Annotated in this window: 21 protein-coding genes; 14 read left to right on the forward strand and 7 right to left on the reverse strand. The window is 75.0% G+C overall.

The genetic code is table 11. The annotated features are described in order from the left end of the window. Positions 1 to 215 precede the first annotated feature (215 nt). The 3 genes from ACN20G_RS27280 to ACN20G_RS27290 all read left to right on the forward strand — a co-directional run bounded on the left by ACN20G_RS27280 (position 216) and on the right by ACN20G_RS27290 (position 4,535). Positions 216 to 1,634, forward strand: coding sequence for a polysaccharide lyase 6 family protein (locus ACN20G_RS27280; RefSeq protein ID WP_424215856.1), 1,419 nt, complete (start codon positions 216 to 218; stop codon positions 1,632 to 1,634). A 182-nt stretch (positions 1,635 to 1,816) separates the two neighbouring features. Then, entirely contained in the window at positions 1,817 to 4,057 is a 2,241-nt protein-coding gene (locus tag ACN20G_RS27285) for a SpoIIE family protein phosphatase (protein WP_424215857.1), read from the forward strand. A gap of 37 nt (positions 4,058 to 4,094) precedes the next feature. After that, positions 4,095 to 4,535 carry a VOC family protein gene (locus tag ACN20G_RS27290; protein ID WP_424215858.1) on the forward strand — a complete coding sequence of 147 codons (441 nt, stop codon included), beginning with the start codon at positions 4,095 to 4,097 and terminating at the stop codon, positions 4,533 to 4,535. On the opposite strand, the gene ACN20G_RS27295 is transcribed toward ACN20G_RS27290, so the two are convergent. After that, complete coding sequence (locus tag ACN20G_RS27295; RefSeq protein ID WP_424215859.1) at positions 4,504 to 5,055, reverse strand: hypothetical protein; 552 nt, start codon at positions 5,053 to 5,055, stop codon at positions 4,504 to 4,506. The genes ACN20G_RS27290 and ACN20G_RS27295 overlap by 32 nt on opposite strands. 192 nt (positions 5,056 to 5,247) lie before the next feature. Between ACN20G_RS27295 and ACN20G_RS27300 the strand changes: the two genes are divergently transcribed. Beyond that, on the forward strand, positions 5,248 to 7,416 hold the full coding sequence (locus tag ACN20G_RS27300; RefSeq protein ID WP_424215860.1) for an FUSC family protein: 2,169 nt from the start codon (positions 5,248 to 5,250) through the stop codon (positions 7,414 to 7,416). Here the strand turns inward: ACN20G_RS27300 and ACN20G_RS27305 are convergent. Further along, on the reverse strand, positions 7,409 to 8,371 hold the full coding sequence (locus ACN20G_RS27305; protein WP_424215861.1) for an MBL fold metallo-hydrolase: 963 nt from the start codon (positions 8,369 to 8,371) through the stop codon (positions 7,409 to 7,411). The two genes, ACN20G_RS27300 and ACN20G_RS27305, sit on opposite strands and share 8 nt — an antisense overlap. Positions 8,372 to 8,565: 194 nt before the next feature. Here ACN20G_RS27305 and ACN20G_RS27310 point away from each other — a divergent pair, with 194 nt between their 5' ends. From ACN20G_RS27310 to ACN20G_RS27340, 7 genes are all read left to right on the forward strand, one after another. Then, positions 8,566 to 9,210 carry a TetR/AcrR family transcriptional regulator gene (locus tag ACN20G_RS27310; protein WP_424215862.1) on the forward strand — a complete coding sequence of 215 codons (645 nt, stop codon included), beginning with the start codon at positions 8,566 to 8,568 and terminating at the stop codon, positions 9,208 to 9,210. 64 nt (positions 9,211 to 9,274) lie between these two features. Continuing rightward, complete coding sequence (locus ACN20G_RS27315; protein WP_424215863.1) at positions 9,275 to 9,571, forward strand: hypothetical protein; 297 nt, start codon at positions 9,275 to 9,277, stop codon at positions 9,569 to 9,571. 151 nt (positions 9,572 to 9,722) lie between these two features. Next, complete coding sequence (locus ACN20G_RS27320) at positions 9,723 to 10,718, forward strand: hypothetical protein (protein ID WP_424215864.1); 996 nt, start codon at positions 9,723 to 9,725, stop codon at positions 10,716 to 10,718. A gap of 189 nt (positions 10,719 to 10,907) precedes the next feature. After that, the gene (locus ACN20G_RS27325; protein ID WP_424215865.1) at positions 10,908 to 11,522 is read left to right on the forward strand and encodes a hypothetical protein; all 615 of its coding nucleotides are present in this window, start codon (positions 10,908 to 10,910) and stop codon (positions 11,520 to 11,522) included. Positions 11,523 to 11,661: 139 nt separating this feature from the next. Further along, complete coding sequence (locus tag ACN20G_RS27330; protein WP_424215866.1) at positions 11,662 to 12,717, forward strand: NAD(P)/FAD-dependent oxidoreductase; 1,056 nt, start codon at positions 11,662 to 11,664, stop codon at positions 12,715 to 12,717. Positions 12,718 to 12,788: 71 nt separating this feature from the next. After that, complete coding sequence (locus ACN20G_RS27335; RefSeq protein ID WP_424215867.1) at positions 12,789 to 12,974, forward strand: hypothetical protein; 186 nt, start codon at positions 12,789 to 12,791, stop codon at positions 12,972 to 12,974. Positions 12,975 to 13,028: 54 nt separating this feature from the next. Further along, positions 13,029 to 13,370 carry a hypothetical protein gene (locus ACN20G_RS27340; protein ID WP_424215868.1) on the forward strand — a complete coding sequence of 114 codons (342 nt, stop codon included), beginning with the start codon at positions 13,029 to 13,031 and terminating at the stop codon, positions 13,368 to 13,370. A gap of 17 nt (positions 13,371 to 13,387) precedes the next feature. Here the strand turns inward: ACN20G_RS27340 and ACN20G_RS27345 are convergent, their stop codons facing one another. The 5 genes from ACN20G_RS27345 to ACN20G_RS27365 all read right to left on the reverse strand — a co-directional run bounded on the left by ACN20G_RS27345 (position 13,388) and on the right by ACN20G_RS27365 (position 19,487). Then, a complete protein-coding gene (locus tag ACN20G_RS27345; RefSeq protein WP_424215869.1) occupies positions 13,388 to 13,846 on the reverse strand; it encodes a hypothetical protein in 459 nt (152 codons plus the stop codon). Then, positions 13,843 to 15,348, reverse strand: a complete 1,506-nt coding sequence (locus tag ACN20G_RS27350; RefSeq protein WP_424215870.1) for an FtsW/RodA/SpoVE family cell cycle protein — start codon at positions 15,346 to 15,348, stop codon at positions 13,843 to 13,845. Before ACN20G_RS27350 ends, ACN20G_RS27345 begins: the two co-directional genes overlap by 4 nt. 85 nt (positions 15,349 to 15,433) lie before the next feature. Further along, on the reverse strand, positions 15,434 to 16,699 hold the full coding sequence (locus tag ACN20G_RS27355; protein ID WP_424215871.1) for a PP2C family protein-serine/threonine phosphatase: 1,266 nt from the start codon (positions 16,697 to 16,699) through the stop codon (positions 15,434 to 15,436). A 101-nt stretch (positions 16,700 to 16,800) separates the two neighbouring features. Further along, positions 16,801 to 17,940 (reverse strand): FAD-dependent oxidoreductase, encoded by a 1,140-nt coding sequence (locus ACN20G_RS27360; RefSeq protein ID WP_424215872.1) that lies wholly within the window; start codon positions 17,938 to 17,940, stop codon positions 16,801 to 16,803. Between the two features lie 44 nt (positions 17,941 to 17,984). Continuing rightward, positions 17,985 to 19,487, reverse strand: coding sequence for a DHA2 family efflux MFS transporter permease subunit (locus tag ACN20G_RS27365; RefSeq protein WP_424215873.1), 1,503 nt, complete (start codon positions 19,485 to 19,487; stop codon positions 17,985 to 17,987). A gap of 176 nt (positions 19,488 to 19,663) precedes the next feature. Between ACN20G_RS27365 and ACN20G_RS27370 the strand changes: the two genes are divergently transcribed. From ACN20G_RS27370 to ACN20G_RS27380, 3 genes are all read left to right on the forward strand, one after another. Further along, a complete protein-coding gene (locus ACN20G_RS27370) occupies positions 19,664 to 20,281 on the forward strand; it encodes a TetR/AcrR family transcriptional regulator (protein ID WP_424215874.1) in 618 nt (205 codons plus the stop codon). A gap of 64 nt (positions 20,282 to 20,345) precedes the next feature. Beyond that, complete coding sequence (locus tag ACN20G_RS27375) at positions 20,346 to 20,531, forward strand: CsbD family protein (protein WP_424215875.1); 186 nt, start codon at positions 20,346 to 20,348, stop codon at positions 20,529 to 20,531. A 424-nt stretch (positions 20,532 to 20,955) separates the two neighbouring features. After that, positions 20,956 to 22,998 carry a SpoIIE family protein phosphatase gene (locus ACN20G_RS27380; RefSeq protein WP_424215876.1) on the forward strand — a complete coding sequence of 681 codons (2,043 nt, stop codon included), beginning with the start codon at positions 20,956 to 20,958 and terminating at the stop codon, positions 22,996 to 22,998. The last annotated feature ends 33 nt before the right edge of the window (positions 22,999 to 23,031 follow it).

Genomic DNA, 23,031 nt, shown 5'->3' on the forward strand with positions numbered 1-23,031 from the left:
GGGGATCATTCTTCCGCGCCCGTCGCGCGCATCGGGGACTGCTACCGGTTCGCGCGGATCTTTGGCAAGCTGCGGTCGTGATCCCTCCCGGTCCCGGCCGGGTCGGGGAGTCCACCGCCCGTCCGCTCCCCCGCTCTCCCCCCACACCCGAAACCCCCGCGCGCCCGCACCGGGCCGGCCGCGCGGTCGAGATCGACGATCAGGAGAGTCCTGCCGTGCGACGTCGCACCTTCCTCACCGGCGCCCTCGTGGGCGCGACCGCCGGACTGCCGCTCGCCGGCGGCGCGTTCGCGGCCGTCCCGGAGACGCCGGTCTCCACCGCGGCCGCGCTCCGCACGGCGCTGGCCTCCGCCGGCCCCGGCACCCGGATCGTGTTGGAGAACGGCACCTACGCCGCCCCGGCCGGCGGGTTCTCGCTGGCGGGCCGGTCGGGGACCGCCGACGCGCCGATCACGGTCGTGGCGCGGACCCGGGGCGGGGCGACCATCACCGGGGGCGCCGGCTTCGACCTGGCGGACGCCTCGCACGTGGTGCTCAGCGGACTGCGCCTGCGGCACTCGCAGACCCTGGTGGTCCCGGCGAGCGCCGTCGGGATCCGCCTGACCCGCAACGACATCAGCCTGGTCGACACCACCGACGTGGACTGGGTGACCGTCTGGGCGGACGGCGTGAAGATCGACCGGAACCACTTCCACGACCGCGTGACCCGGGGTTGCTTCCTCGTGGTCGCCGGTCCCACCCCGACCACCGTGGCCCGGGGCACCCAGATCATGCGCAACCGCTTCTCCGGCCACGGCTTCGTCGGGGACAACGGCGGCGAGCCGATCCGACTCGGCGACAGTGCCCGGGCCCTGTCGGACTCGGCGGCCGTCATCGAGTACAACCTGTTGGAGGGTTGCGACGGCGACCCCGAGGGGATCTCGGTGAAGGCATCGGGGGCGGTGGTCCGCTACAACACGATCCGCGACAGCCTGGGCGGGATCGTGCTGCGGCACGGCAACGGCAACCGGGTGGAGGGCAACCACCTGCTGGGCGGCGGCAACGGCATCCGCGTGTACGGCAACGACCACGTCGTCGTCAACAACCACCTGGCGGGCCTGACCGAGCGCGGCCTGGTCGTGGGCAGCGGCACGGTGCGGGACCACACGGACGGCGAGAGCGCGACCTCGCGGCGCGGCAACGACGCGTGCGACCGGGTCGTGATCGCGCACAACACGGTCGTGAACACGGTGAAGCCGCTGTCGGGCGAGACCCGCGCCTTCGAGCCGCGCGAGGTGACGATCACCGACAACCTGCTGGTGGCGGCGAGCGGTTCGCTGGTGTCGATGGGCGCGACCACCGGGTTCACCTGGGCCGGGAACCTGTTCTGGGGCGCGGCGGCCGACGGGAACGCGCCGGCGGCCGGCTTCCGGCGGGTGGATCCGAAGCTGGCGGCCGGCGCGGACGGGGTGTTCCGGCTGACGGCCGGGAGCCCGGCGATCGGGGCCGCCGTGGGCACCGCGGTCTCCGTGACCGAGGACGTGGACGGGCAGCCGCGCGGTTCGGCCCGGGACGTGGGCTCCGACCAGTACTCCGCGGCCGCGCCGCTCCGGCGCCCGCTGCTGCCGGCGGACGTGGGCCCGAACGCCTCCTGACCGGGGCGGGGCGGCCAGTGAACGGGTTCGCACGCCGGCCCGGGCCCGCCCCGCGTCCCCGGGCACGGCGGGTGCGACCCTACGATGAACCCGTCGTCGGATGATGGTGCGAGCGCCCCTGTCCGCGGGAGACCCGGGCCGCCCCGACGGCGGTCCGGGAGGTGCGAGGGAGAGGCCAACACGTGAAGAGCGCCCCGGGGGAACCCGCGGTCGAGCCGGCCGGGCCGACGCCGCCCACGACGCCCCGCGCGGGGACCGACCACGACCTGCGAGCCCTGTTCGGGCACTCCTCCACGATCTTCGTCTCGCTCGGGGGACCCGCGCACATGCTGGAGTCGGCGAACGACGCCTTCTTCACCGCGGTCGGCGGCCCCGAACGCGCGCGCACCGGCCTGCCGCTGGGGCAGTCGCTGCCCGAACTCGTCGAGCAGGGTTTCGTCCCCGTCCTGGACCGCGTCTACCGCACCGGTGAGCCCCACACGCTCAGGGACGCCCGTGTGGTCCTCGGCCCACCCCCGACCGCCCGCGAGGGCTTCTTCGACGTGACCTGCGAACCGCGCCGGGACACGGCCGGGAACGTCACGGGCGTGCGCGTGATCGGGACGGAGACCACGCAGGTCAAACAGGCCCAGCGGCTGACCGCCGAGCACCGCGCGCTGCTGGAGCAGATCGCCCGTCAGGCCCCGCTGCCGGAGGTCCTGGACGGCATGGCCCGCGCCATCGAGGCGCTCGCGGGCCAGGAGGTGATGGTGTCCGTGCTGCTCGCCGACCCCGACGGCCGCAGATTGCGGCACGGCGCCGCCCCCAGCCTGCCCGGGTTCTACAACCGGGCCATCGACGGCATCGCCACGGGCGAGGCCATCGGCTCCTGCGGCACGGCCGCGCACCGCCGCGAACCCGTGATCGTCACCGACATCGCCGTCGACCCGTTCTGGGACGACTTCCGCGATCTGGCCGGGCGCGCCGGTCTGGCCGCCTGCTGGTCCACCCCGATCCTGGCCCGCGACGGGTCCCTGCTGGGCACGTTCGCGATGTACCACCGCGTGCCGCGCGCCCCGCAGGAGGCCGACCTCGCGCTGGCCCGCGTGTTCGCCGGCACGGCGGCCCTGGCCATCGAACGGCATCAGGCGGAACGGGCTCGCGCGGCGGCGGAGGCCCGGGAGAAGGACGCGCGGGACGACCTCGCGTTCCTGCTGGAGGCGGGCAACGCCCTCACCGCCGACATGGACGCCGTCCGGACCCTGAAACGGCTCGCGGCGGCCTGCGCCCCCAGGCTCGCGCCGTTGTGCGCCGTCGACCTCGTGGAGGGCGGCCGGATCCGCCGGGTCGCCGCGGTCGCCGCCGACCCCGCACGGCGCGAGCTGCTCGCCGCGCACGGGCCGGTCCCGGACGCCGAGGACGACGTCGTCGCCCGGGTCCTGGCCGGCGCCACCACGGAGGTCGCCCGCCGCGCCCCCACCGGACCCGGCCCCTGGCGGGAGCTGGGGGTCACCGGGTACGTGTGCGTGCCGCTGACCAACCGGGGTCGCGCGTTCGGCGCCGTGACCCTGTGGTCCACCGCCGACCGCGTCCTCGACGGGCACACCGTGGCCCTGGCCGAGGAACTGGCCCGGCGCGCGGCCTCCGCCGCGCACAACGCCCGCCAGTACGCGCACCGGCACACCCTGGCCCGCGATCTCCAGGCGGGCCTGCTGCTGCCCGACCTGCCGACCGTGCCCGGCGCCGAGATCGCCACCCACTACCACCCGGCCGGCGAGGGCCTCGACATCGGCGGCGACTTCTACGACCTGTTCCCCCTGGGCGACGGGCGCTGGGCCTTCGTCCTCGGCGACGTCTGCGGGCGCGGCGCCATCGCCGCCACCACCACCGCCCTGGTGCGGCACACCGCCCGGGCCGTCGCGCACGTCCTGCCCGATCCGGAGGACGTGGTCACGGCCGTCAACCGCGCCCTGCTGAACCGGCCCGCGGGCCACGGCACCGGCTTCGTCACCCTCGTCCACGGCCGCCTCACCCCCACGGCGGACGGGCTGGACGTCGAACTCGTGCGCGCCGGCCACACCCACCCGCTCCACCTCGACGCCGACCACACCACGCACGTGATCGACGTGCCCGGCCTGCTGCTCGGCATCACCCCCGACCCGGCCCCCACCCTGCACCGGCTGCGCCTGCGGCCCGGGGAGAGCCTGCTGCTGTACACCGACGGCATCACGGAGGCCCGTGACACCCGGGGTCGGGAGTTCGGCGAGGAGGGCATCGTGGAGGCGCTGGCGGGTACCCCGCGCCGGCCCGGCGCCGCGGACCTCGTGGACGCCGTGACCAAGGCCGTGCACGCCTTCACCGCCGGCCGCGACATCGACGACGACCAGGCCGTCCTCGTCCTCACCGCCACCGACCCGGTCGCGCCGGGGGGCGTATCGGTGTAGGTGTGGGCGTCGGAACCCGGACGAGAGAGGGAGCACGATGGGGATTCGTCGGATGGACAACGTGGGCATCGTCGTGGACGACCTGGACGCGGCCGTCGCGTTCTTCGTCGAGCTGGGGATGGGGTTGGAGGGCAAGGCCCGGGTGGAGGGTCCGGTGGCCGACGGGTGCACCGGGCTCGACGGCGTCAGCTGCGACATCGCGATGCTGCGCACCCCCGACGGGCACGGGCGGCTCGAACTGTCGCGGTACCTGAGCCCCGGGACGATCGTGACCGAGCCCCGCGACAAGCCGCACAACACGCTGGGCACGCACCGGGTCATGTTCACCGTCGACGACGTGGCGGACACCCTCGCGCGGCTGCGTCCGCACGGCGCGTCCCTGGTCGGGGAGATCGCCCGCTACGAGGACAGCTACCTGTTGTGCTACCTGCGCGGTCCGGGCGGCATCATCGTCGGGCTGGCCGAGGAACTGCGCTGAGCCCCGGCCCGACCTCGGGCACGGGCACGGGCACCGGGTCCTCCGCCGCCGGCTCCCGCTCCGGCTCCGGCTCCGGCAGCAGGAGTCGGGTGCCGGCCCGGCCCCGGAACTCGGCCCTGCCCTGCCGGGTCAGGTCGGCGACGGCCGCCCGGATGACCGCCCGGGGCACCCCGTAGCTGTCGGCGAGGACGTCCTGGGTGGGCAGCGCGGCCGCGATCCCGCCGGATCGGGCCCGCTCCCACAGGTCGCGGGCGATGGCCTCGGGGGTGAGGTCGGCGGCGTTGCGGGGCGGGGCCGGCCGGTCGGGGGCCAGGGCGCGCGGGCGGCGGGTGGGGGCGATGCCGGTGCGCAGTCGGGTGCGGGCGGCCCGGCAGACGAACTGGGCCGTGGCCAGGGACACCCGGTAGCGGCGTGCGACGTCGGCCGGGGTGGGCAGGTCCTCGGCGCCGCCCTCCCGCCGCAGGCCGCGCAGCAGGTCGACGGCGATCCGCTCGTACGCGATGGTCGCGCTGCTGCCCAAGGTTCGTCCTTCGTGTCGTGGGGGGGGGTGGGGCCGGTGCTTCCCGGCCCTTACGCAAGATTTATCAAAGGCCGATCGACGAAATACCGGGCCCTTCGCCCCTGGCCACGGGGCCGAAGGTCGCTCCCCGCGTGCCGCCTGTGGACGAAGGGCGCGGGGGCGGGGTGCGGGGGCCTGGGGGATCCTGGGGGCATGGGTGGTCCCGCCGGTGGTGCCCGGATCCGGCCGCTCGCCGCCTACCGGGCGGCGGCCCGTCGCGCCGTCCGGGTGACCGCGGCCGCCGGCAGCGGCTTCTACCTGCTGTTGTACGGGTTCGGCGCGTCGGGCGCCGCCACCTACGCGCTGTTCTCGGCGGTGGCCCTCGCGGGCCTGTCGCGGATCCCGGGGACGGGCCGGCAGCGGGCCGTGACGGTCGCGCGGCTGTTGCCGGTCTGTCTGCTGCTGATCGTGGTGGGCACCGTGCTGTCGGCGCGGACCTGGACGGCGACGGCGGGCATGCTGGTGATCGGTTTCGCGTTGACCTTCTCGGCGGTGGGCGGCCCTCGCGCGGCCGGGGCCGCGCCCGGCCTGCAGCTGATGTACATCCTGCCGTCCTTCCCGCCCTACGATCCGGGGGCGCTCGGCGGCCGGCTGGTCGGGGCCTGCGTGGGGGTGGCGCTGCTCGTGCTCGCGGAGGCGTGCCTGTTCCCGGATCCGGCGCCGGTGCCCTACCGGGAGTCGGCGGCGCGGGCCGCCGATCTCGCCGCGCGGTGCGCGCGGGAGTCCCTGGGGTCTTCGGGGCGGGTGTCCGGCGGGACGGCGCGGGAGGCGTCGGCGGCCGGTGAAGCGCTGCGGTCCTCGCGGGTGCCGGAGGCGGAACGGCCGGCCGGGCCGGGGCGGCGGGACCGGGCCCTGACCCACACCGGTCTGGCCGCGCGGACCCTGCTCGCGCGGCTGACGACCGGCCCGGGGCCGGACGCCGGGTGGGCCGGGGACGGGCAGGCGCCGGTGGTGCTGGCCGCCGTGCGGGACACGGCCCGGGAGACGGCGGACCGACTGCGGGGCCGGGACCCGACCGCGACGCGGGCGCACGCCGCGCTGCTGCGGGTCCGCGACGCTCTGGCCTCGGCGCCGGACGCCGGGGGTAGCCCGGAGCGGTCGCGCCGGCAGGCGGCCCTGTTGGAGGTGGTGGACGCGGCGTTGGCCCTGTCGACGGCGGCGGCCGTGGCCGTCCGGGGCCGGGCGGGTGCGGCCCAGGCCGCGCCGGGCCGGTTCTGGTACGCGCGGATGAGCACGCCGGGGCTGTGGTGGTCGCGGATCGCGGGGCACGCGGCGGCCCGCTCGGTGTTCTTCCAGAACGCGGTGCGGATGGGCCTGGCGCTCGCGGCGGCCCGGTTGATCGCGGGCGTGGACACGCTGCCGCACGGGTTCTGGGTGTTGTTGGCGACGCTGACGCTGACCCGGACCACGGTGCGGGAGACCCGGGCGACGGTCCGGGCGGCGCTGATCGGGACCCTGGTGGGCGCGCTGCTCGTGGCCGGGCTGCTGACCCTCGTGGGCACCGGGGTCACGGTGTACGCGGCGGTGCTGCCGCCGTTGATGCTGGTCGCGTTCACGGTGGGGCCGGTCCGGGGGGTGGGCTGGGCGCAGGCCCTGTTCACGCTGGTGGTCGCGTTGGCCTTCGCCCAGTTGGCGCCGGCGACCTGGCGGTTGGCCGAGTTCCGGTTGTTGGACGTGTTGGCGGGCAGCGCGATCGGGGCCGTGTTCGGGCTGGTGGCGTGGCCTCGGGGGGCGCGGGACGAGTTGCGGCGGTCGATGGCGGTGCTGTTGCGGGGCTCGGCGGAGCACGTGGTGGCGGCGACGGCGCTGTTGGCGGCGGGCGGGGTGCGGGGGCCGGTGACGAGTGCGCCGGGGCACCGGTCGCTGCTGCACTCGCTGATCATGGCGGAGGCGGCGTACGCGCAGTTCCAGAGCGAGCCGCGCGGCCCGTCCGGCGCCGGCGGTGTTCCGGAGCCGGTCGACGGGACGGACTGGCAGGCCGCGTTGATGGCCGCGCACCACACCTTGTGGGGCGCGGAGCGGCTGTTGGCGCCGCCCGCCCGGGTCCTCGCGCCGGCCTTGGCGCGGGCGCCGAGGACGGCGGTGTCCCGGCTCGGGGACCACGTGGCCGGGCGGATGCTGCTGGTGTCGGCCCGGCTGGATCCGGGTGGGGACACCCCGCGGGCGCCGGTGCCGCTGCGGGATCCCGAGGTGGACGCCCCGGGTGCGTGTCCGCCGGGGGCGCCCCGGGTCTGCCACGCGGCGGTGTCCTGGCTGGACGCGCTGCTGACGGACCTGGAACGCGTCACGGGCGAGGGGGCCGGGGGGCGACGGGTCAGTTGACGGGCTTGCGGGTGCCGTCGGGGGTGGGGAGGACCAGACGGTCGGCGATGCCCTGCGCTTCGAATGCCTTGACCAGGGAGTTCATGTCCTCGGAGTAGATGTTCCAGCTGTCGGTGTGCACGGGCACGACCTTGCGGGGGTTGATGTTCTTGGCGACGAGCGCGGCGTTCCGCGAGGTGAGGGTGAGGGGGGCGTTGTCGAGGATGGCCGGGGTGCGGGCGGCGCCGGCGAAGAGGACGACGGTGTCGATGGGGCCGATCTCCTTGGCGACCCGCGCGGCGAGTTCGCCGGCGACCTTCACGGACGCGTTGTCGCCGCTGACGTAGGTGACGGGGACACCCGTGCCGCTGAGGACGAAGCCGGTGACCTCGCCGTCCTCGCCCCGGTCCACGCCGTCGGGGCCGTGCAGGGCGGGTACGGCGGTGACCTTCAGGGTGCCGGTGGGGGTCTTGAGGTCCCGGGACTCCCAGGGCTTCAGGCCGGTGACGTGCTCGCCGAGGCGTCCTCGGGCGCCGGGGGTGGAGTAGACGGTCGGGACCTCCTTGAGCAGGGCCCGGCCGCTGTCGTCGAGGTTGTCGTCGTGCTGGTCGTGGGAGAGGAGGACGGCGTCGACGCGGCCGAGCTTGTCGGTGCCGAAGGCGGGGGCCTTGGTCTTCTCCAGGCCGCTCTCGTACTTCTTCGGGGCGTCGAAGGTGGGGTCGAGGAGGAGGCGGGCGCCGCCGATCTCCAGGATCGTGGTGGGGCCGCCGACGTGGGTGACGGCGAGGTCGCCGGCGGGGGTCGCGGCGGGGGCGGTGGGCGTGGCGGCCGGGGCGGAGGCCGAGGGCGGGGTGCTGCCGGTGGGGCCGGCCTGGGCGGTGTCGGCGGCGGCGCCGCCGCAGGCCGAGAGCAGGGCGACGCTCGCGGTGGCGGCGACGCCGGCGGTGGCGGCGCGGCGGATCGTGGCTCGGGTCATGGGGTGTCGGCTCTCTCGCGCGGTGGGGTGGTGGTGGGCGGGTGACGGCCGCCCCCTGATCTGTTTTCAACGCTAACACAGAATGTAAGCATCGCTAACAAGCATGATCACGTCCGCCGATATCACCGCTATCGCCGACCACTTTCGAGCTCGTTCCCGCAGGTCGGGACTGTTAGCGCTGTTATCGTGGGGGCATGTCGACGGCACGCGCACGCATCCTGGAAGCCACCGCGGAACTCCTCGCGACCAAGGACGCCCTGGCCATCTCCACCCGCGCCATCTGCGACCGCGCCGGCGTGGGCATGCCCGAGATCTACCGGCAGTTCGGCGACAAACAGGGGCTGCTGACGGCCGTGGCCGAGGTGGGGTTCGAACGGTTCATCGCCAACAAGCGGCGCAACCCCCTCAGCGCCGACCCGGTCGCCGACCTGCACACCGCGTGGGACAGCCACGTCGCGTTCGCGACGGCCAACCCGCACCTCTACCGCCTGATGTTCACGCCCACCGGGCAGTCCCGTCCGCGCGGGCCGGCCGAGGCCCAGGCGCTGCTGCTCACGGCCCTCGAACGCTGCCGGGCGGCGGGCCTGTTGCGCACGCCGGCCGAATCGGCGGCCCGCGCGATCCTCTCCGCCAACGTGGGCGTCTGCCTGATGGCGCTGTCCTTCCCCGACCCGTTCGCCGCGCCGCAGGTCTCGCACGCCGTCCGTGACGCGGTCATCGGGGACGCCGTCGGACGCTCCGCGAACCGCGCCCCGGCCGACGACCGCCTGGCCTCGGCGACGGCCTTGGCCCACGCCCTCCTGGAAACCCTCACGGGCACCCCCACCGACGGAACCTGACCCACACCGCGCGGGAGCCGACCTGTACCTTGGCCCGACGAACCGCGCGAACAAGGGGTGGGACATGATCGGACGCCGAACGGACGACAGACGCGGGGGCGGGCACGCCGTGGCCCGCCTCGGGATCCCGGCCGCCCTGCTGATCGCCACCGCGGCCTGCACGGCCCCGGCCGGGGCCGAGGAGTCGCCCGCGTACCGCGAAGGTCGGGAGACGGGCGTCGCGCTGTACAAGGAGGGGGCGTGGCCGGACATCGGGAGGTCCAGGGCGGACGCCCTGTGCCGCCAGTACCCCCGGGACCCCGCGAGCGCCGACGGCGACGACTTCGTCGCCGGCTGCGTGGACGGCATGGTGGCCCACTGACCCACCGGCCCGTCGGCGCGTCCGCGGCCGTGTCGCGGGTGCGGCCGAATCCGGTTGACCGGACGGGGCGTCGTCGCCGATCTTGTCCGGGATCGAAGTCCCGCCCCCGGACCGGGTGGGGCTCCCGCACGAAGGACAGTGAGTTCGACCCATGTTCACGATACGCACGGCACCCCTCGCCGCGGTCACCCTGCTCGCCCTCGCGGGCACCGTCGCACCGCCCGCGAACGCCGCCTCCACCACCTTCGACTACTCGGTGGACCCCAAGGACGCCCCGGACGTCTACCGCGACATACCCGGCACGGAGATCACCTTCGACGCGAAGGCGGGCGACCGCTCCTACCTGTGGTCCCGCAACCTCACGGCCTCCTCCCTGACGCCCCTCGCCCTGCACGAGAACATCGGCCACACCTTCGCCGTCCGGTGCGCGAACGCCGACGGGACCGCCTTCCCGGAGAGCACCGAGGCCGGCGCGTACTGGGCGGCCAACCTCACCCCGCCGGCCGAGAAGTCCCTGAACCCCGGCATCCGTTGGATGTTCACCGCCCCACACGACGGCGCCTTCACCTGCCGACTCTCCGTGGTCGCCTACTCCACCGTCGTCGACGGCGGCAAGCCGGTCACCATGCGGATCGCCGCCGGCGCCGAACTCGGACGCCTGCCCGTCCCCTCCGACTCCGGCGCCCGGTGGACCCTGCCGAAGGAGAGCGGCAGGACCGTGACGGCCGGAACCACCGCCTCCACCCTCGGCTACACCCTCACCCCCCGGCCCGACCGGGATCTCACGATCGTCCAGGACGCCAACCTGAGCACCTGCACGGCGAAATCCGCCCTCTGCGGCGGTGGCACCGCCGCCCACAAGGGCACGCGGGCCGAGACCTGGATCGAGGCCCGGCCCCAGAACGCCGACGGCACCGACTGCGGCGCCCTCGTCAAGGGCCCCGTCGCCAAGTGGAACATCACCGACGACCGGCACCACCAGACCGCCACGAACACCCTCACCCTCACCCCCGAGCAGGCGGCGGGCTGCGCCCGGATCCGCACCACCCTGAAGGTCGCCAACACCGAGGGCAACCCGGTGCTGATCCACGCGGGCCTGGCCTCCAACGGGATCGCCGCCACCCACGGGACCGCGTTCTCCCGCTGATCCCCGTTCCCCCGCACGCGCCCCGGGTGCCTCGAACACCCCTCGTGCGCCCACCCATCACCCCTTCACTCAGTGAAGTCGCACGCTCTCGCTTGGTAACCTCCGCAGGTGGGTGCCCACGCCGAGGCGCGGGCCCGCCACGCGAGCACGAGCACGCCCGTACGACGAACACGAACGGCAGGGTGTCGGATGCAGACGACGCGCGCCCGGGGCGGGATCCCGTCCACCGGCCGAACCGACGAGGTCGAGGGACCCGACCACGCGCGGACCCCCGACGCCGGGCCCGGCGCCCCGCCCGATCCCGTGCGCCGGGCCCTGGGGCGCGGGCGCCGGCTCGCGCTGCCGGACGGACGGAGCGTCACCCTCCGCCCCACCGGCCGCCGGGACCGCCACGCCCTCACGCGGCTCTACGCGCTCTGCGCCCCGCTTCCGATCACCGGACTCGCCGGCGCCGTCTCGCTGTTGAGCTCGGAGCACACCCGGGACGGCGTGCTCGCCCTCGCGGCGGGCGGGCGACCGGTGGCCTGGAGCGGGCTCGTCCCCCAGGGCAGCGGCACCGAACTCGTCCTGCTGTGCCCTCCCGCCTGGACCGATCGCGGGCTCGCCGACGCGCTCGTCACGCACCTCCTGGCGCGGGCGCGCGCCCACGGCATGGCGGAGGTGCACCGTTCGACCCTCGACGCGGACCCGGGCCTGCGCGCCGCCGCCGCCCGCGTCCGTGACCTGCGCGTCACCCGCACCACCGACGGCCCGTGGACCACGGACCGGGTCTTCCTCCCGAGCGGGGCCGGCGCCGGGGCCTGAGCGGGCCCGGGGGCGATCCGTTTGCCGGCGGGGCCGTCCATCGCGCCGATTTCTTGCGTCATGCGCAAGACATCGTGCCGAAAGCGCCACGTGATCGTAGCGTCGCAGGTGTCCGCACAGCCTCCCCGAAGGAACGGCCATGACCCTCGCGCACCACAGCACTCCCCCGGCTCCCGCACCCGCTCCCACCCCCGCCCCGGTGCCCTCGGCCGGATCGGCGGACGGCACGTGGGACGCGCTCGTCATCGGCGGCGGGGCGGCCGGCCTCAGCGGGGCGTTGATGCTCGCCCGGTCCCGCCGGTCCGTCCTCGTCGTCGACGGCGGCAGCCCGCGCAACGCCCCCGCCGACGGGGTCCACGGTCTCTTCGCCCTCGACGGCACGCCGCCCGCCGAACTGCTCCGCCGGGGGCGCGAGGAGGTGCGGCGCTACGGCGGTCACGTGCTCACCGGGCAGGTCGTGGCGGCCCTCCCGGCGGCCCCCGGCCCCACCGGCGACCCTCGGTTCGCCGTCACCCTCGCCGACGGCACCGCGCTGCGGGCCCGACGGCTGCTCGTCGCCACCGGACTCCGCGACGAACTCCCCGACGTCCCGGGCCTCGCCGAACACTGGGGACGGGACGTGGTGCACTGCCCCTACTGCCACGGCTGGGAGGTGCGCGACCGGCCGATCGGGATCCTGGCGGTCGGCCCGGCCTCGCTGCACCACGCCCTGCTGTTCCGGCAGCTCACCGACGACCTCGTGTACTTCACCCGGGGCACGGACCTCGACCCGGTGGACCGCGAACGCCTCGCGGCGCGCGGGGTGCGGATCGTGGACACCCCCGTCGTCGGGGTGGAGACCGGTGCGGACGGGCGGATCGCGGGGGTCCGTCTCGCCGACGGCGGTTTCACGGCCCGGGGGGTCCTCGCGGTGGCCACCCGGATGACCGCCCGCGTGGACGGCCTGGAGGGGCTCGGCCTGCCCGTGCGCGACCTGCCGGCCGGCATGGGCCGGCACCTCGCCACCGGCCCGGCGGGCACCACCGAGGTGCGCGGGGTGTGGAGCGCGGGCAACGCGGCCGACCCGATGGCGCAGGTCGGCGCCTCGGCGGCGGCCGGCGCCCTGGCCGCCGCGCACCTCAACGCGGACCTGGCCACGACCGACACCGACGAGGCCCTCACGCACCACACCCCGGCCCCCGTCCCCGCCGTGTGACCCCGCGCACGGGAGCCCGGGCCGCGTGGCCGTCGGTGGAGTGCGGCCACGCCGTGCCGCACGGTCGCGGCATGACGATCACATCGGCCGGTCCGCGCGTCCTGGGCGTCCCCGCCCCCGAGGCCCGCCTGCGGTTCGAGGTCGAACGGCGGGAGCCCGACGGCGGGTGGGGGCGCCGCCCGCTCATGCTGGGCGAGGAGCCCGCGTTCGGGGTGAACGGGTTCTGGGGGCTCCCGGAGTACCCGCACACCCCGTAACACCGGACCTTCGAGACGGCGGTCGACGCGGACGCCCACCTGTACGAGTTCGTCGTGCCCATGGTCCCGCCGAGGTGGAACGACAGGGATCGTGTCGCGGAGTACCTCGCGCTCGTGGAGGGGGGCGGGGTCCCCACCGCCGTGGCGGTCTCCACCCTGGACGTGTGTCGACCGGCCCTCGACCTGTCGACCGACTACCACCGGCACTGGGGCCTGACGCATTTCCTTCTCGACGGGCACCACAAGCTGGAGGCCGCCGCCGAGGCCGGCCGGCCCGTACCGCTGCTGTCGCTCCTGACGCTGGACGAGAGCCTGGCCGAAGCGGAGGAACTCGCCCGGCTCCCCGCCCTTCGCTCCCGCCCCCGCGCACCCCGGGCGACCGCGACCGGGGGCTGAGCCGCCGTCACGCGGGGCTACGGCGCCGAGGGGGATCCGGGGCCGGGGGGCGTTCGGGTGCGGAGGGCGGTGGCGAGGCGGGTCGCCGTGTTCGCGAGTTCCGCGAGTTCTCGGGGGGTGTGCCGGCCGTTTCGGCCCTGGCGGGCGAGTTCCGCGAGGGCGGCGTGCCATTGCGCGGCGGTGGTGGGGAAGGCCGGGACGAGCCTTTCGACGACCTCCCGCACCGGTTCCGGGTTTCGGCCGCCCTCCGTGACCGGCCGTTCCGAGCGGGCCTGGGCCGTGCGCAGGGTGTAGGCGCGGTTGCGGTGGTTCGAGGAGCAGAACTTCGGGGGCCGGCCGGTCCCGCCGTAGGGCACCGGCGTCCCGCACCAGGCGCAGGTGCGGCTGAGCAGGCGGTCCCCGCCGGTGCCCGACGCGGGCCCGGGAGCGGCGGGGTCCGGCCGGGGCCGCTCCCGGGGTCCTGCGGGGGTGGTCACCGCGCGGCCAGGGCGTCGGCCCGGTGCGGTGGCGCGGGGTGGGGGTGCGCAGGGGGTTCGGCGGGTTCGGGTGCGGCGTGCGCGTCCGCCTCGCGATGTCGTTCGGCGCTGTCGCTGATCCGCAGCAGCAGCGCGATGATGATCCAGTTCGCGAGCAGGGAGGAGCCGCCGCTCGCGAGGAACGGCAGGGCCTTGCCGGTGAGGGGGATCAGCCCGGTGACGCCGCCGACGACCACGAAGATCTGGAGCGCGAGGGCGGCGGAGAGGCCCACGGCGAGGAGCTTGCCGAAGGGGTCGCGGGAGCCGAGCGCCATGCGCATGCCGCGCTGCACGAGCAGGAGGTAGAGGAAGATGACGGCCATCACCCCGGCGAGTCCGAGATCCTCGCCGACGGTGGTGAGGATGAAGTCGGACCGGCCCGCGAACTTGATCAGCTCGGGGTGTCCGACGCCGAGGCCCTGTCCGGTGAGGCCGCCCGCGCCGAAGCTGAACAGCGCCTCGGCGAGCTGGTTGGACGTGGCGAACTTGGGGCGTATCGCGTCGGGCAGGTAGTAGGCCATCGGGTCCAGCCACCCCTGCACGCGGGTCTTCACGTGGTACTGGGTACTGCCGACGGCGAACGCCCCGACCGCCGCCATCAGCAGGCCGAACACGATCCAGCTGGTGCGGCCGGTGGAGACGTACAGCAGGAAGACGAAGACGCCGAAGAAGATCAGCGAGGTGCCCAGGTCCCGTTCGAAGACCAGGACCATGAGCGAGACGAGCCAGATGGTGATGATGGGGCCGAACTGGCGCATCGGCGGCAGTCTCAGGCCGAGGAACTTGCGGCCGGTGAGGGCCAGGGAGTCGCGGTGGACGACCAGGTAGCCGGCGAAGAAGACGGAGATGAGGATCTTCACGAACTCGCCGGGCTGCACGGTGATGCCCGGCAGGTTGATCCACCGCTTCGCGCCGTACGCGTCCTCGCCGAAGAAGATCGGGGCGATGAGCAGGGCGAGGGCCACGACCATGGTGATGTAGATCAGGCGTTGCAGGATCCGGTGGTCGCGCACCAGCATGAGCGTCGCGACCACCAGCGCCATGCTGATGACGAGCCATTGGAGCTGCGCCGGCGCCGTCGGGGCCGAGTTGTAGGCCCGCAGGTACGCCTCGTCGAGTCGGAACAGCAGCACCAGGCCGAGCCCGGAGAGCATCATGGCGAGCGGCAGGATCAGCGGGTCGGCGTAGGGGGCGAAGGTGCGCACCGCCAGGTGGCCCACGAGTGACAGCAGGGTCATGCTGATCGCGAAGTCGGTGAGGTTGCCGGGGAGCGCGCCGTTCATGGCGAGGCCGACGGAGGCGAAGCCCGCGACGGCGATCACGGTGACCAGCGACAGCAGCCACGCCTCGGTGCGCCGTCGGGCGCTCGCGGTCGGCGAGGACGACGCGATGATCCCGCCGCCACGACGGGCCCGGAGGCGCTCGCGAACACCGTTCGGGCGACGGTCTGGATTTGTGGTCATACAGGTAGGGAAGAACGATTGTCGCCTTTGGTTGCCTCGCGGGGGCACGTTTCGACGGCCGCCCGACGCCCGGGCCCCGGATTCCTCACCCCGGGGGGTCTGTTTTTGCCTGCTCTTTTGCCTCCTGCCGGGGGCGCGGGCGGGCGGCCATGACGGCCACGTCGTCCTCGGCGTGCGCGGCGTCCAGGGAGCCGAGGACGGAGTCGAGCAGGTCGTCGAGGGTGGTGCCGGGGCCGGTGGGCGGGGTGAGGGCGGCGAGGCGGGCCAGGGAGGCTTCGATGTCCTCGCTCCGCCGTTCCACGAGGCCGTCCGTGAACAGGGCCAGGGTGTCCTCCGGGCCGAAGGGCAGGGCGGCCGAGTCGTAGCCGCCGGCGCCCGTGCCCAGCGGGGGGCCGACGGGCACCTCGCAGAGCCGGCCGCGCCCTCGGGCGTCGAAGACCACCGGCGGCAGGTGGCCGGCCGAGGCCATCACCGCGACCGAGCGGACGGGGTCGATCCGGGCCAGCAGGCAGGTGGCGGGTCGGCGGGCCGGGTCCTCGGCGGCGAGGGAGTCCAGCCGGCGGAGCAGGCGGTGGGGGGCGAGTTCGGTGCCGGCGACGTCGCGCAGGGTGGCCCGGTAGGCGTTCATGTCCACGGCGGCGTCCAGGCCGTGCCCCATCACGTCCCCCACCACCAGCAGGGTCCGGCCGAAGTGCAGGCGCACCGTCTCGAACCAGTCGCCGCCGACGAGGGCCCCGGTGCCGGCGGGCAGGTAGCGGGAGGTCACCTCCAGGTTGGGGTGGGGGCGGCCCGGGTCGGCGACGAGCGCGCGTTGCAGGTCGAGGACGGTCTCGCGGGCGGCCTCGTACCGGCGTGCCTGGTCGAGGCGGACGGCGGCCAGTCGGGCGGCGAAGTGGATGCCGGCCGCCTCCTGGTCGTCGAACGGGCGGCCGGCGCGTCGGCCGACCACGACGCCGTGCAGCCGCTCCCCGCCGACCAGCGGCACGGCCACGCAGGACACGTCGCCCTCGGTCCAGCGGTTCAGGGGGTGGCCGGCGTCCACGGCCCACGGTTCGCCGCCGGGCGCGTCGGCGACGGGGTGGGGCGGTGGGGCGGGTCGGGGGCCGGCGGCGGGGTCCGAGCCGGCGCGGGCGGCCCGTCGCGGGGTCCCGTCCTCGGCGCGCAGGTCCACGGTGGCGGTGTCGCAGAACGCGTCGACGAGGAAACGCGCGAGTTCAGCGCAGGTGCGGTCGGTCTCCAGGGTGGTGCCGATGCCCTCGGCGGCTGCCCGCACCGTCCGCAGCCGCTCGCGCAACGCCCGCACCTCGGCGTCCCCCCGACCCCGGCCGTCCCCCGGTTCCCGTGTCGACATCCACACCTCCCGTGCCCGGGACCGTCCCGTGCGGCCATGGGAACAGGTTCCGGGGGCGGTGCGGGGCGGGACACGCGCCGAGCGCCCCCGATCCGGGGCGGTCAGCGGCCCGCGCCGGCGGCGAAATCGGGCAGTTCGGCCGAGACCAGTTCCCCGGCGCCGTTCTCCAGGGCCCGCTGTGCGGCGTGGGCGCGGGGCAGCATCGTCGCCTCGTAGGCGCGGACGGCGTCCGCGACGGTGGCGTGGCGGGCGAGGGCGAGTTCGCAGGCGTCGAGCATGGCGAGGTTGACGCCGACGCCGAGCGGGGGCATGAGGTGGGCGGCGTCGCCGAGGAGGGTGACGGTGGGGCTCCGGTCCCAGGTGTGGGGGACGGGCAGGGCGTTGACGGGACGGTCGACGTAGGGGCCGTCGTTGTCGGTGAGCAGCCGGCGCAGGGTCGGCGACCAGTCGCGGAACTCGGCCAGGAGGAACGCGCGGATGCCCTCGGTGTCCCGCGGGGTGAGGCCGGCGTCGGTGATCCAGGTGCGCGGGAGGCGTTGGATGACGTAGGCCCGGATGTGGCCCCCGCCGCCGCGCTGCGCGAACAGGCCGCGCCGGCCGTCGGCGGCCCCGACCGAGCCCGGGCCGACGAGCGCGGAGAGCTCGGGGTGCGCGCGGTCCACGTCGTGGAAGCGGGCTTCGAGGAACGTGATGCCGGTGTACTCGGGGCGGGCCGGGGAGAGCGCGGTGCGGACGACGGACCGGGCGCCGTCGGCCCCGATGACGAGGTCGACCTCGCGGGTGGTGCCGTCGGCGAAGCGGAGCCGGCGGGGGCCGGTGTCGGGGCCCTCGACGGAGGTGAGGGCCTGGCCCCAGCGCACGGTGCCGGGCCGCAGGGAGTCCAGCAGGAGGTCGCGCAGGGCGCCGCGGTCGATCTCCGGGGTGGAGAGTTCGCCCTCCTCGGGGACGTGGTGGAAGAGCAGGGCGCCGGTCGGGTCCATCTGGCGCCGCTCCTGGCCCTCGGGGCGGGCGCGGCGGAGGAACTCGTCCAGGAGCCCGGCCTCGCGCAGGGCGATCTGTCCGTCGTCCTCGTGGAGGTCCAGGGAGCCGCCCTGGTCGCGGGCGTCGGGGCCGGGCCGGCCCTCGTGGACGGTGGCGGCGAGGCCGTGGCGTTGGAGGATCCGCGCGCAGGTCAGACCGCCGGGGCCGGCGCCGATGATCGCGATGCGCGGGGTGGTGGGGTTCGGGGTCGTGGTGTTCACGGTGCGCTCCCTTGCGATGGGGTGGGGGCAGGTGCGGTCGGTGCTCAGGCGGCGGGCTTGCCGGCCTTCTTCAGCGGGACCTCGACGACGAAGAGCGCGGCGACGAAGGCGAGGGCGCAGACGACGGCCGCGGTGAGGAAGATGTGGCCGGTGCCGGTGGAGACCGCGTCGAGGCAGCCGGCCTTGGCCCCGTCCGACAGGCGGGTGAGGGCTCCGGGGGCGTCGTCGGCGCCGGCGGGCAGACCGGATTCGACGGCGCGGGTGAACAGCGAGCCGAACACGGCGACGCCGAGCGAGCCGCCGAGGGTGCGGAAGAGGTTGACCGAGCTCATCGCGGCGCCCATGTCGCGCAGCGGGACGCTGTTCTGGGCGATGGTGCTCGCCATCTGGAGGGTGCAGCCGAGGCCGATGCCGACGAGGACCGCGTACAGGCCGGTGGTCAGGGCGGAGGTCCCGGCGTCCATGGTCGCCAGCAGGCCGAGCCCGGTGACGAGGAAGGCGGTGCCGACGACGGGGAAGACCTTGTACCGGCCGGTGGCCGACATGATCTTGCCCGCGAGGGTCGAGACGATCACGACGGGGATCATCATGGGCAGCATCAGCAGGCCGGAGTTCGCGGCCGAGGCTCCTTGGACGGTCTGCTGGAACATCGGCAGGTACAGGCCGGCGCCGAACATGACCACGCCGGCGGCGAGGATCAGGACCATGGCGAGCGGGTAGTTGCGGTGGGCGGTGAACACGGTCAGCGGCATCAGCGGTTCCGCGACCCGCTTCTCCACCGCGACGAACCCGGCGAGGGACAGGATCGCGAGGGCGGCCAGGGACAGGATCTGCCAGGAGCCCCAGGCGTAGGTGCCGCCGGCCCAGGTGGCGGCGAGGACGATCGCGGTGATGGAGAGGGTCAGCAGGGCGATGCCCGCCCAGTCGATCCGGGCCTTGATCGGCGTGGTGGGCACGTGCAGCCTCAGCCCGAGCCAGACCAGGGCGACCAGCCCGAGGGGCAGGTTGACGTAGAAGGCCCAGCGCCAGTCGAAGTGGCCGGCGATGAATCCGCCGAGGAGGGGGCCGCCGACGGTGCCGATGGCCATCACGGAGGCGGTCATGCCCTGGTACCTGCCGCGTTCGCGGGGCGGCACGAGGGCGCCGATCAGGGCGAAGGCGCCCGCGCCGATGCCTCCGGCGCCGATCCCCTGCACCACGCGGAAGGCGATCAGCTCGCCCATGGACCCGGCCGCCCCGCACAGGGCGGAGCCGAGGATGAACACGGCGATCGAGGCCAGGTAGACGGGCTTGCGGCCCCGGAGGTCGCCGAGCTTCCCCCAGATGGGGGTGGTCACGGCGGTGACCAGGGTGTAGGCGGTGACGACCCAGGAGATGTGTTCCAGGCCGCCGAGGTCGCCGACGATCGTCGGCATCGCGGTGCTGACCATCATGTTGTCGAGCATCGACAGCAGCATCGCGAGCATGACGCCGAGCAGGACCCAGCGCACGTTCTTCGGCGCGGTCGCGGTCCGCTGGGCGGGAGGGAGGGATGCGGTCGTGGACATGACTGCTCACCCCTTTCGGGCGGGAGCGGGAGGAAGAGGAAGGAAGAAGAGAGGGCCGGGCGGTGCCACGCGGCCACCTTCCCAAGAAAGCACACCGAGTCAGTAAGTGCAACCGTTGCACTTTTTTATTGGCTGCACTTTTGCAGCCGATTCACCGCGGACGTAGGCTTGGACCCATGTCCGAGACACAGCCCCCGGCCCCGCCCGCGCCGATCGGGCGCCGCGAGCGCAAGAAGGCCGCCACCCGCCAGGCCATCGCCGACGCGGCGCTGCGCCTGTTCCTGGAGCGCGGGTACGACGACGTCGGCATCCGCGAGATCGCGGACGCGGCGGACGTGTCCACCACCACCCTCTTCAAGCACTTCCCGGTCAAGGAGGCCCTGGTCTTCGACGAGGACGCCGACCAGGAGGCCCGGCTGCTCGCCGCCGTCCGCGAACGCCCCGCCGGCCTGTCGATCCCGGCCGCCCTGCGGGAGCACGCCCTGCGCCACCGCATGGCCATGGCCGGGGACGACCCTCGCTTCGCCGCGTTCTTCGAGCTGATCGACGGCACCCCGGCCCTGCGCGACTACGTCCAGGCCATGTGGCTCCGGCACGCGGGCGCGCTCACCCGGGCCATCGCCGAGGAGGCCGGCCTGCCGCCGGACGACCCCTCGTGCGCCGCGCTGGCCCACTTCGCCCTCGAAGCCCCCCGCGCCGCCCGGGGTCACGGGGATGCCCGGCGGGCCATCGGCGCGGCCTTCGACCTCCTGGAACACGGTTGGCCGCGGCAAGGTCGCGGGCCGAGCGTTTGAACCCCGGATTCCTGGTCATCCGCGTCTTCGAGACAGCAACGGCGAACGCATGGAGGCGACCGGCATGAGCGCGAACGAGAAGGCGAAGGCCACCACCGAGCAGGCCAAGGGCAAGCTGAAGGAGGCCGCGGGCCGGGCGGTGGGCAACGAGCGGCTGACCGCCGAGGGCCGCGCCGACCAGGTCAAGGGCGATGCCCGCAGCGCCAAGGAGAAGGCCAAGGACGCCGCGAAGGACGCCCTGGGCCGCTGACGCCGACCCCCACGCGCGAGGGCCGGCCCCGGATCACCGGGGCCGGCCCTCGCACGTGCCCGCGCTCGGACCGGGCGGGCGTGGAGTCGGTGGGGCCGGGAGGGAGAACGGATTCCCGGCCCCGAGGGTGGGCGGCGTGACCAAGGCGCCGCCCTGAGGGCGGGACGCACGGTCGACGAGGCCCGTGGGGGACGGAGATCGCCTCGGTGACCGGTGGGTGTGCATCCCGTGCACGATTCAACGAACGGGAACAGGAACGGTTCTGCAACCCCGTGCAACCCCCGGCGACCGAAAGGCGCGCGGGGGCTTTGGTCCCGGCCGGGAGGGGCGAAAGGACCGTGGTCGTACGGGGCGGAATGCGGTGGGGTGGAACGGGGCTCCCCCGCCGGCCGCCCTGTCACCCCCCTCGGATGGAGCCCCCACGATGCGCCCCCGGCCCACGCCCACCGACGCCTCCGAGGCATCCGAGGCCCGCGCCGTCACCGACCCGGTCACCGCCCCGGCCGGTGGTGCGCCCGGCGGTGTGATGCGCCTGTGGGTGGGGCTCGCCGGTGGGCCCCGGCCGCGCGGCGAGGTGCTGCGGGTCGAACCGGAGCGCGCGCTCCTGTGGCCGAACGGGGCGGACGGGGTCCTGGGCCGACCCCTGACCGACCTGGCCCCCCGCGCACACCGGCCGGCCGTCGCCCGGCTCCTCGACACCCTGGAGACCCCGGCCCCCGACACCCCGGGGGAACGGCCCGACGAGTCGCGTCCGCTGCTGCTCGGGGACCCGGGCGAGGCCGTCCTGTGCGTGGTGTCCGCGCGCGTCCACGAGGACGGCCGGCGGGCCGTGGTGGAGATCGGGCCCACGTTCCCCGGCCGATGGGAGAGCGCCGGCCTCCAGCACGTGATGTCCGGGCTGCGCGGACAGTCCCTGTGGTGTTACGACGAGGAACGCGACCTGTTCCGGTGGGTGGAGAACTCCCTGGAGTACAGCGCGCACCGGCATTCGGACGGCGTGCCGCTGGCCGAGGTGCTCGCCGCCCTGCACCCCGAGGACGTGCCCGGCGTCGAGAACGCGTTCTGGGCGCTGCGGCGCGGCGACCGCGACGTGGTCGACATCCCGTTCCGGCATCCCGACGGGCGTGGCGGGCACCGTTGGCTGCGGTCGGTGTCGCGGATCGTGCGGATCGGGCCGGCGGGGACCCGGCGGATCGTCGGCTCCACCTCCGACCACACCGACGAGGTCGAGCACGCCCGGTCGGTGGCGCGCGAGCACGGGCGGCAGAGCCGGCTGGTCCGCGAGTTGGCCGCGGCCTTCGTGGCGGCGCAGACGGAGGAGGAGTTGACCGAGGCGATCCTGCACCGGGTGGCGCCGGCCTTCGGGGGGACCGGCACCCTGTTGGCCTTCGTGGAGAACGACCGGCTGCGGGTGCGGTTCGGCGACGGCATCGACCCGGCCATGGCCCGTTCCCTGCACGGCATGAGCCTGGACGCGCCCAAGCCCCTGGCCCACGCCATCAGGACCGGTCGCACGGAGGTCATCCCCTCGCGCGAGGACTACCGCAGGGCGTGGCCGCGGGCGCACGGGCTGCTGGACGCCACGACGGCCCGCTCGTTCCTGATGGTCCCGTTCGCGGCCGAGCCGGGCAGACCCCTGGGCGCGTGGGTCCTCACGTACGACGAACCGCACCCGACGACCGAACCTGAGCGGACCCTCCTGGACGTCATCGCGGAGTTGGCCGGTCAGGCGTGGGAGCGCATCCGGCTCAGCACCTCGCGGCTGGAACTGGCCGCCACCATCCAGCGCGACATGCTGCCCACGGCCCTGCCGGCCACCGAGGGGCTGGAGATCGCGGCCCGGTACACGCCCGCGCTGGAGGGGCTGGAGGTGGGCGGCGACTGGTACGACGTGATCGCCTTCCCCGACGGCAGGGTGGCCTGCGTCATCGGCGACGTGCAGGGGCACAACGTGCAGGCGGCGGCTCTGATGGGGCAGGTCCGCACCGCCGTGCACGCGTACGCGTGGCAGGACCCCTCGCCCGACCGCGTGCTGCGGCGGACCAACGAGCTGATGGTGCAGATGGGCACCTCGGGGTTCGCGACCTGCCTGTACACCCTCGTGGAACCGGACGGCACCCTGTGGTCGGCGCGGGCCGGGCACGTGCCGCCGGTGCTGTGCGGGCCCGGGGGAACCCGGGCGCCGGAGACCCCCGGGGGCCTGCCGCTGGGGGTGCTGGCGGACACCTCCTACCCGGTGACCCGGGACCGGCTCGACCCCGGCGGCCTGCTCGTCCTCGTCACGGACGGGGTGGTGGAGGGCCCGGAGCTGCCGGTGGACGACGGCCTGCGGACGGTGTCCCGGACCGTGTGGGAGAGCCGCGGGGCCCCGGTCGCCGAGCTCGCCGACCTGGTCATGGCCTGCGCGCGCACCACCGAACACGACGACGACCGCGCCCTCCTGGTGATCCGCCGCACCACCCCCTGAACCCACCCCACCGCGAACGGGCGGCGGGTGGCC

This window comes from Streptomyces dryopteridis, from assembly GCF_049606955.1.
Classification (GTDB): Bacteria; Actinomycetota; Actinomycetes; order Streptomycetales; family Streptomycetaceae; genus Streptomyces.

What these genes read in the sequence shown, in the direction of transcription:
- ACN20G_RS27290 (WP_424215858.1), top strand. Translation starts at nt 4,095, where the DNA reads ATGGGGATTCGTCGGATGGACAACGTGGGCATCGTCGTGGACGACCTG.
- ACN20G_RS27300 (WP_424215860.1), top strand. Translation starts at nt 5,248, where the DNA reads ATGGGTGGTCCCGCCGGTGGTGCCCGGATCCGGCCGCTCGCCGCCTAC.
- ACN20G_RS27305 (WP_424215861.1), bottom strand. Translation starts at nt 8,371, where the DNA reads ATGACCCGAGCCACGATCCGCCGCGCCGCCACCGCCGGCGTCGCCGCC.
- ACN20G_RS27310 (WP_424215862.1), top strand. Translation starts at nt 8,566, where the DNA reads ATGTCGACGGCACGCGCACGCATCCTGGAAGCCACCGCGGAACTCCTC.
- ACN20G_RS27315 (WP_424215863.1), top strand. Translation starts at nt 9,275, where the DNA reads ATGATCGGACGCCGAACGGACGACAGACGCGGGGGCGGGCACGCCGTG.
- ACN20G_RS27320 (WP_424215864.1), top strand. Translation starts at nt 9,723, where the DNA reads ATGTTCACGATACGCACGGCACCCCTCGCCGCGGTCACCCTGCTCGCC.
- ACN20G_RS27325 (WP_424215865.1), top strand. Translation starts at nt 10,908, where the DNA reads ATGCAGACGACGCGCGCCCGGGGCGGGATCCCGTCCACCGGCCGAACC.
- ACN20G_RS27330 (WP_424215866.1), top strand. Translation starts at nt 11,662, where the DNA reads ATGACCCTCGCGCACCACAGCACTCCCCCGGCTCCCGCACCCGCTCCC.
- ACN20G_RS27335 (WP_424215867.1), top strand. Translation starts at nt 12,789, where the DNA reads ATGACGATCACATCGGCCGGTCCGCGCGTCCTGGGCGTCCCCGCCCCC.
- ACN20G_RS27350 (WP_424215870.1), bottom strand. Translation starts at nt 15,348, where the DNA reads ATGACCACAAATCCAGACCGTCGCCCGAACGGTGTTCGCGAGCGCCTC.
- ACN20G_RS27355 (WP_424215871.1), bottom strand. Translation starts at nt 16,699, where the DNA reads ATGTCGACACGGGAACCGGGGGACGGCCGGGGTCGGGGGGACGCCGAG.
- ACN20G_RS27365 (WP_424215873.1), bottom strand. Translation starts at nt 19,487, where the DNA reads ATGTCCACGACCGCATCCCTCCCTCCCGCCCAGCGGACCGCGACCGCG.
- ACN20G_RS27370 (WP_424215874.1), top strand. Translation starts at nt 19,664, where the DNA reads ATGTCCGAGACACAGCCCCCGGCCCCGCCCGCGCCGATCGGGCGCCGC.
- ACN20G_RS27375 (WP_424215875.1), top strand. Translation starts at nt 20,346, where the DNA reads ATGAGCGCGAACGAGAAGGCGAAGGCCACCACCGAGCAGGCCAAGGGC.
- ACN20G_RS27380 (WP_424215876.1), top strand. Translation starts at nt 20,956, where the DNA reads ATGCGCCCCCGGCCCACGCCCACCGACGCCTCCGAGGCATCCGAGGCC.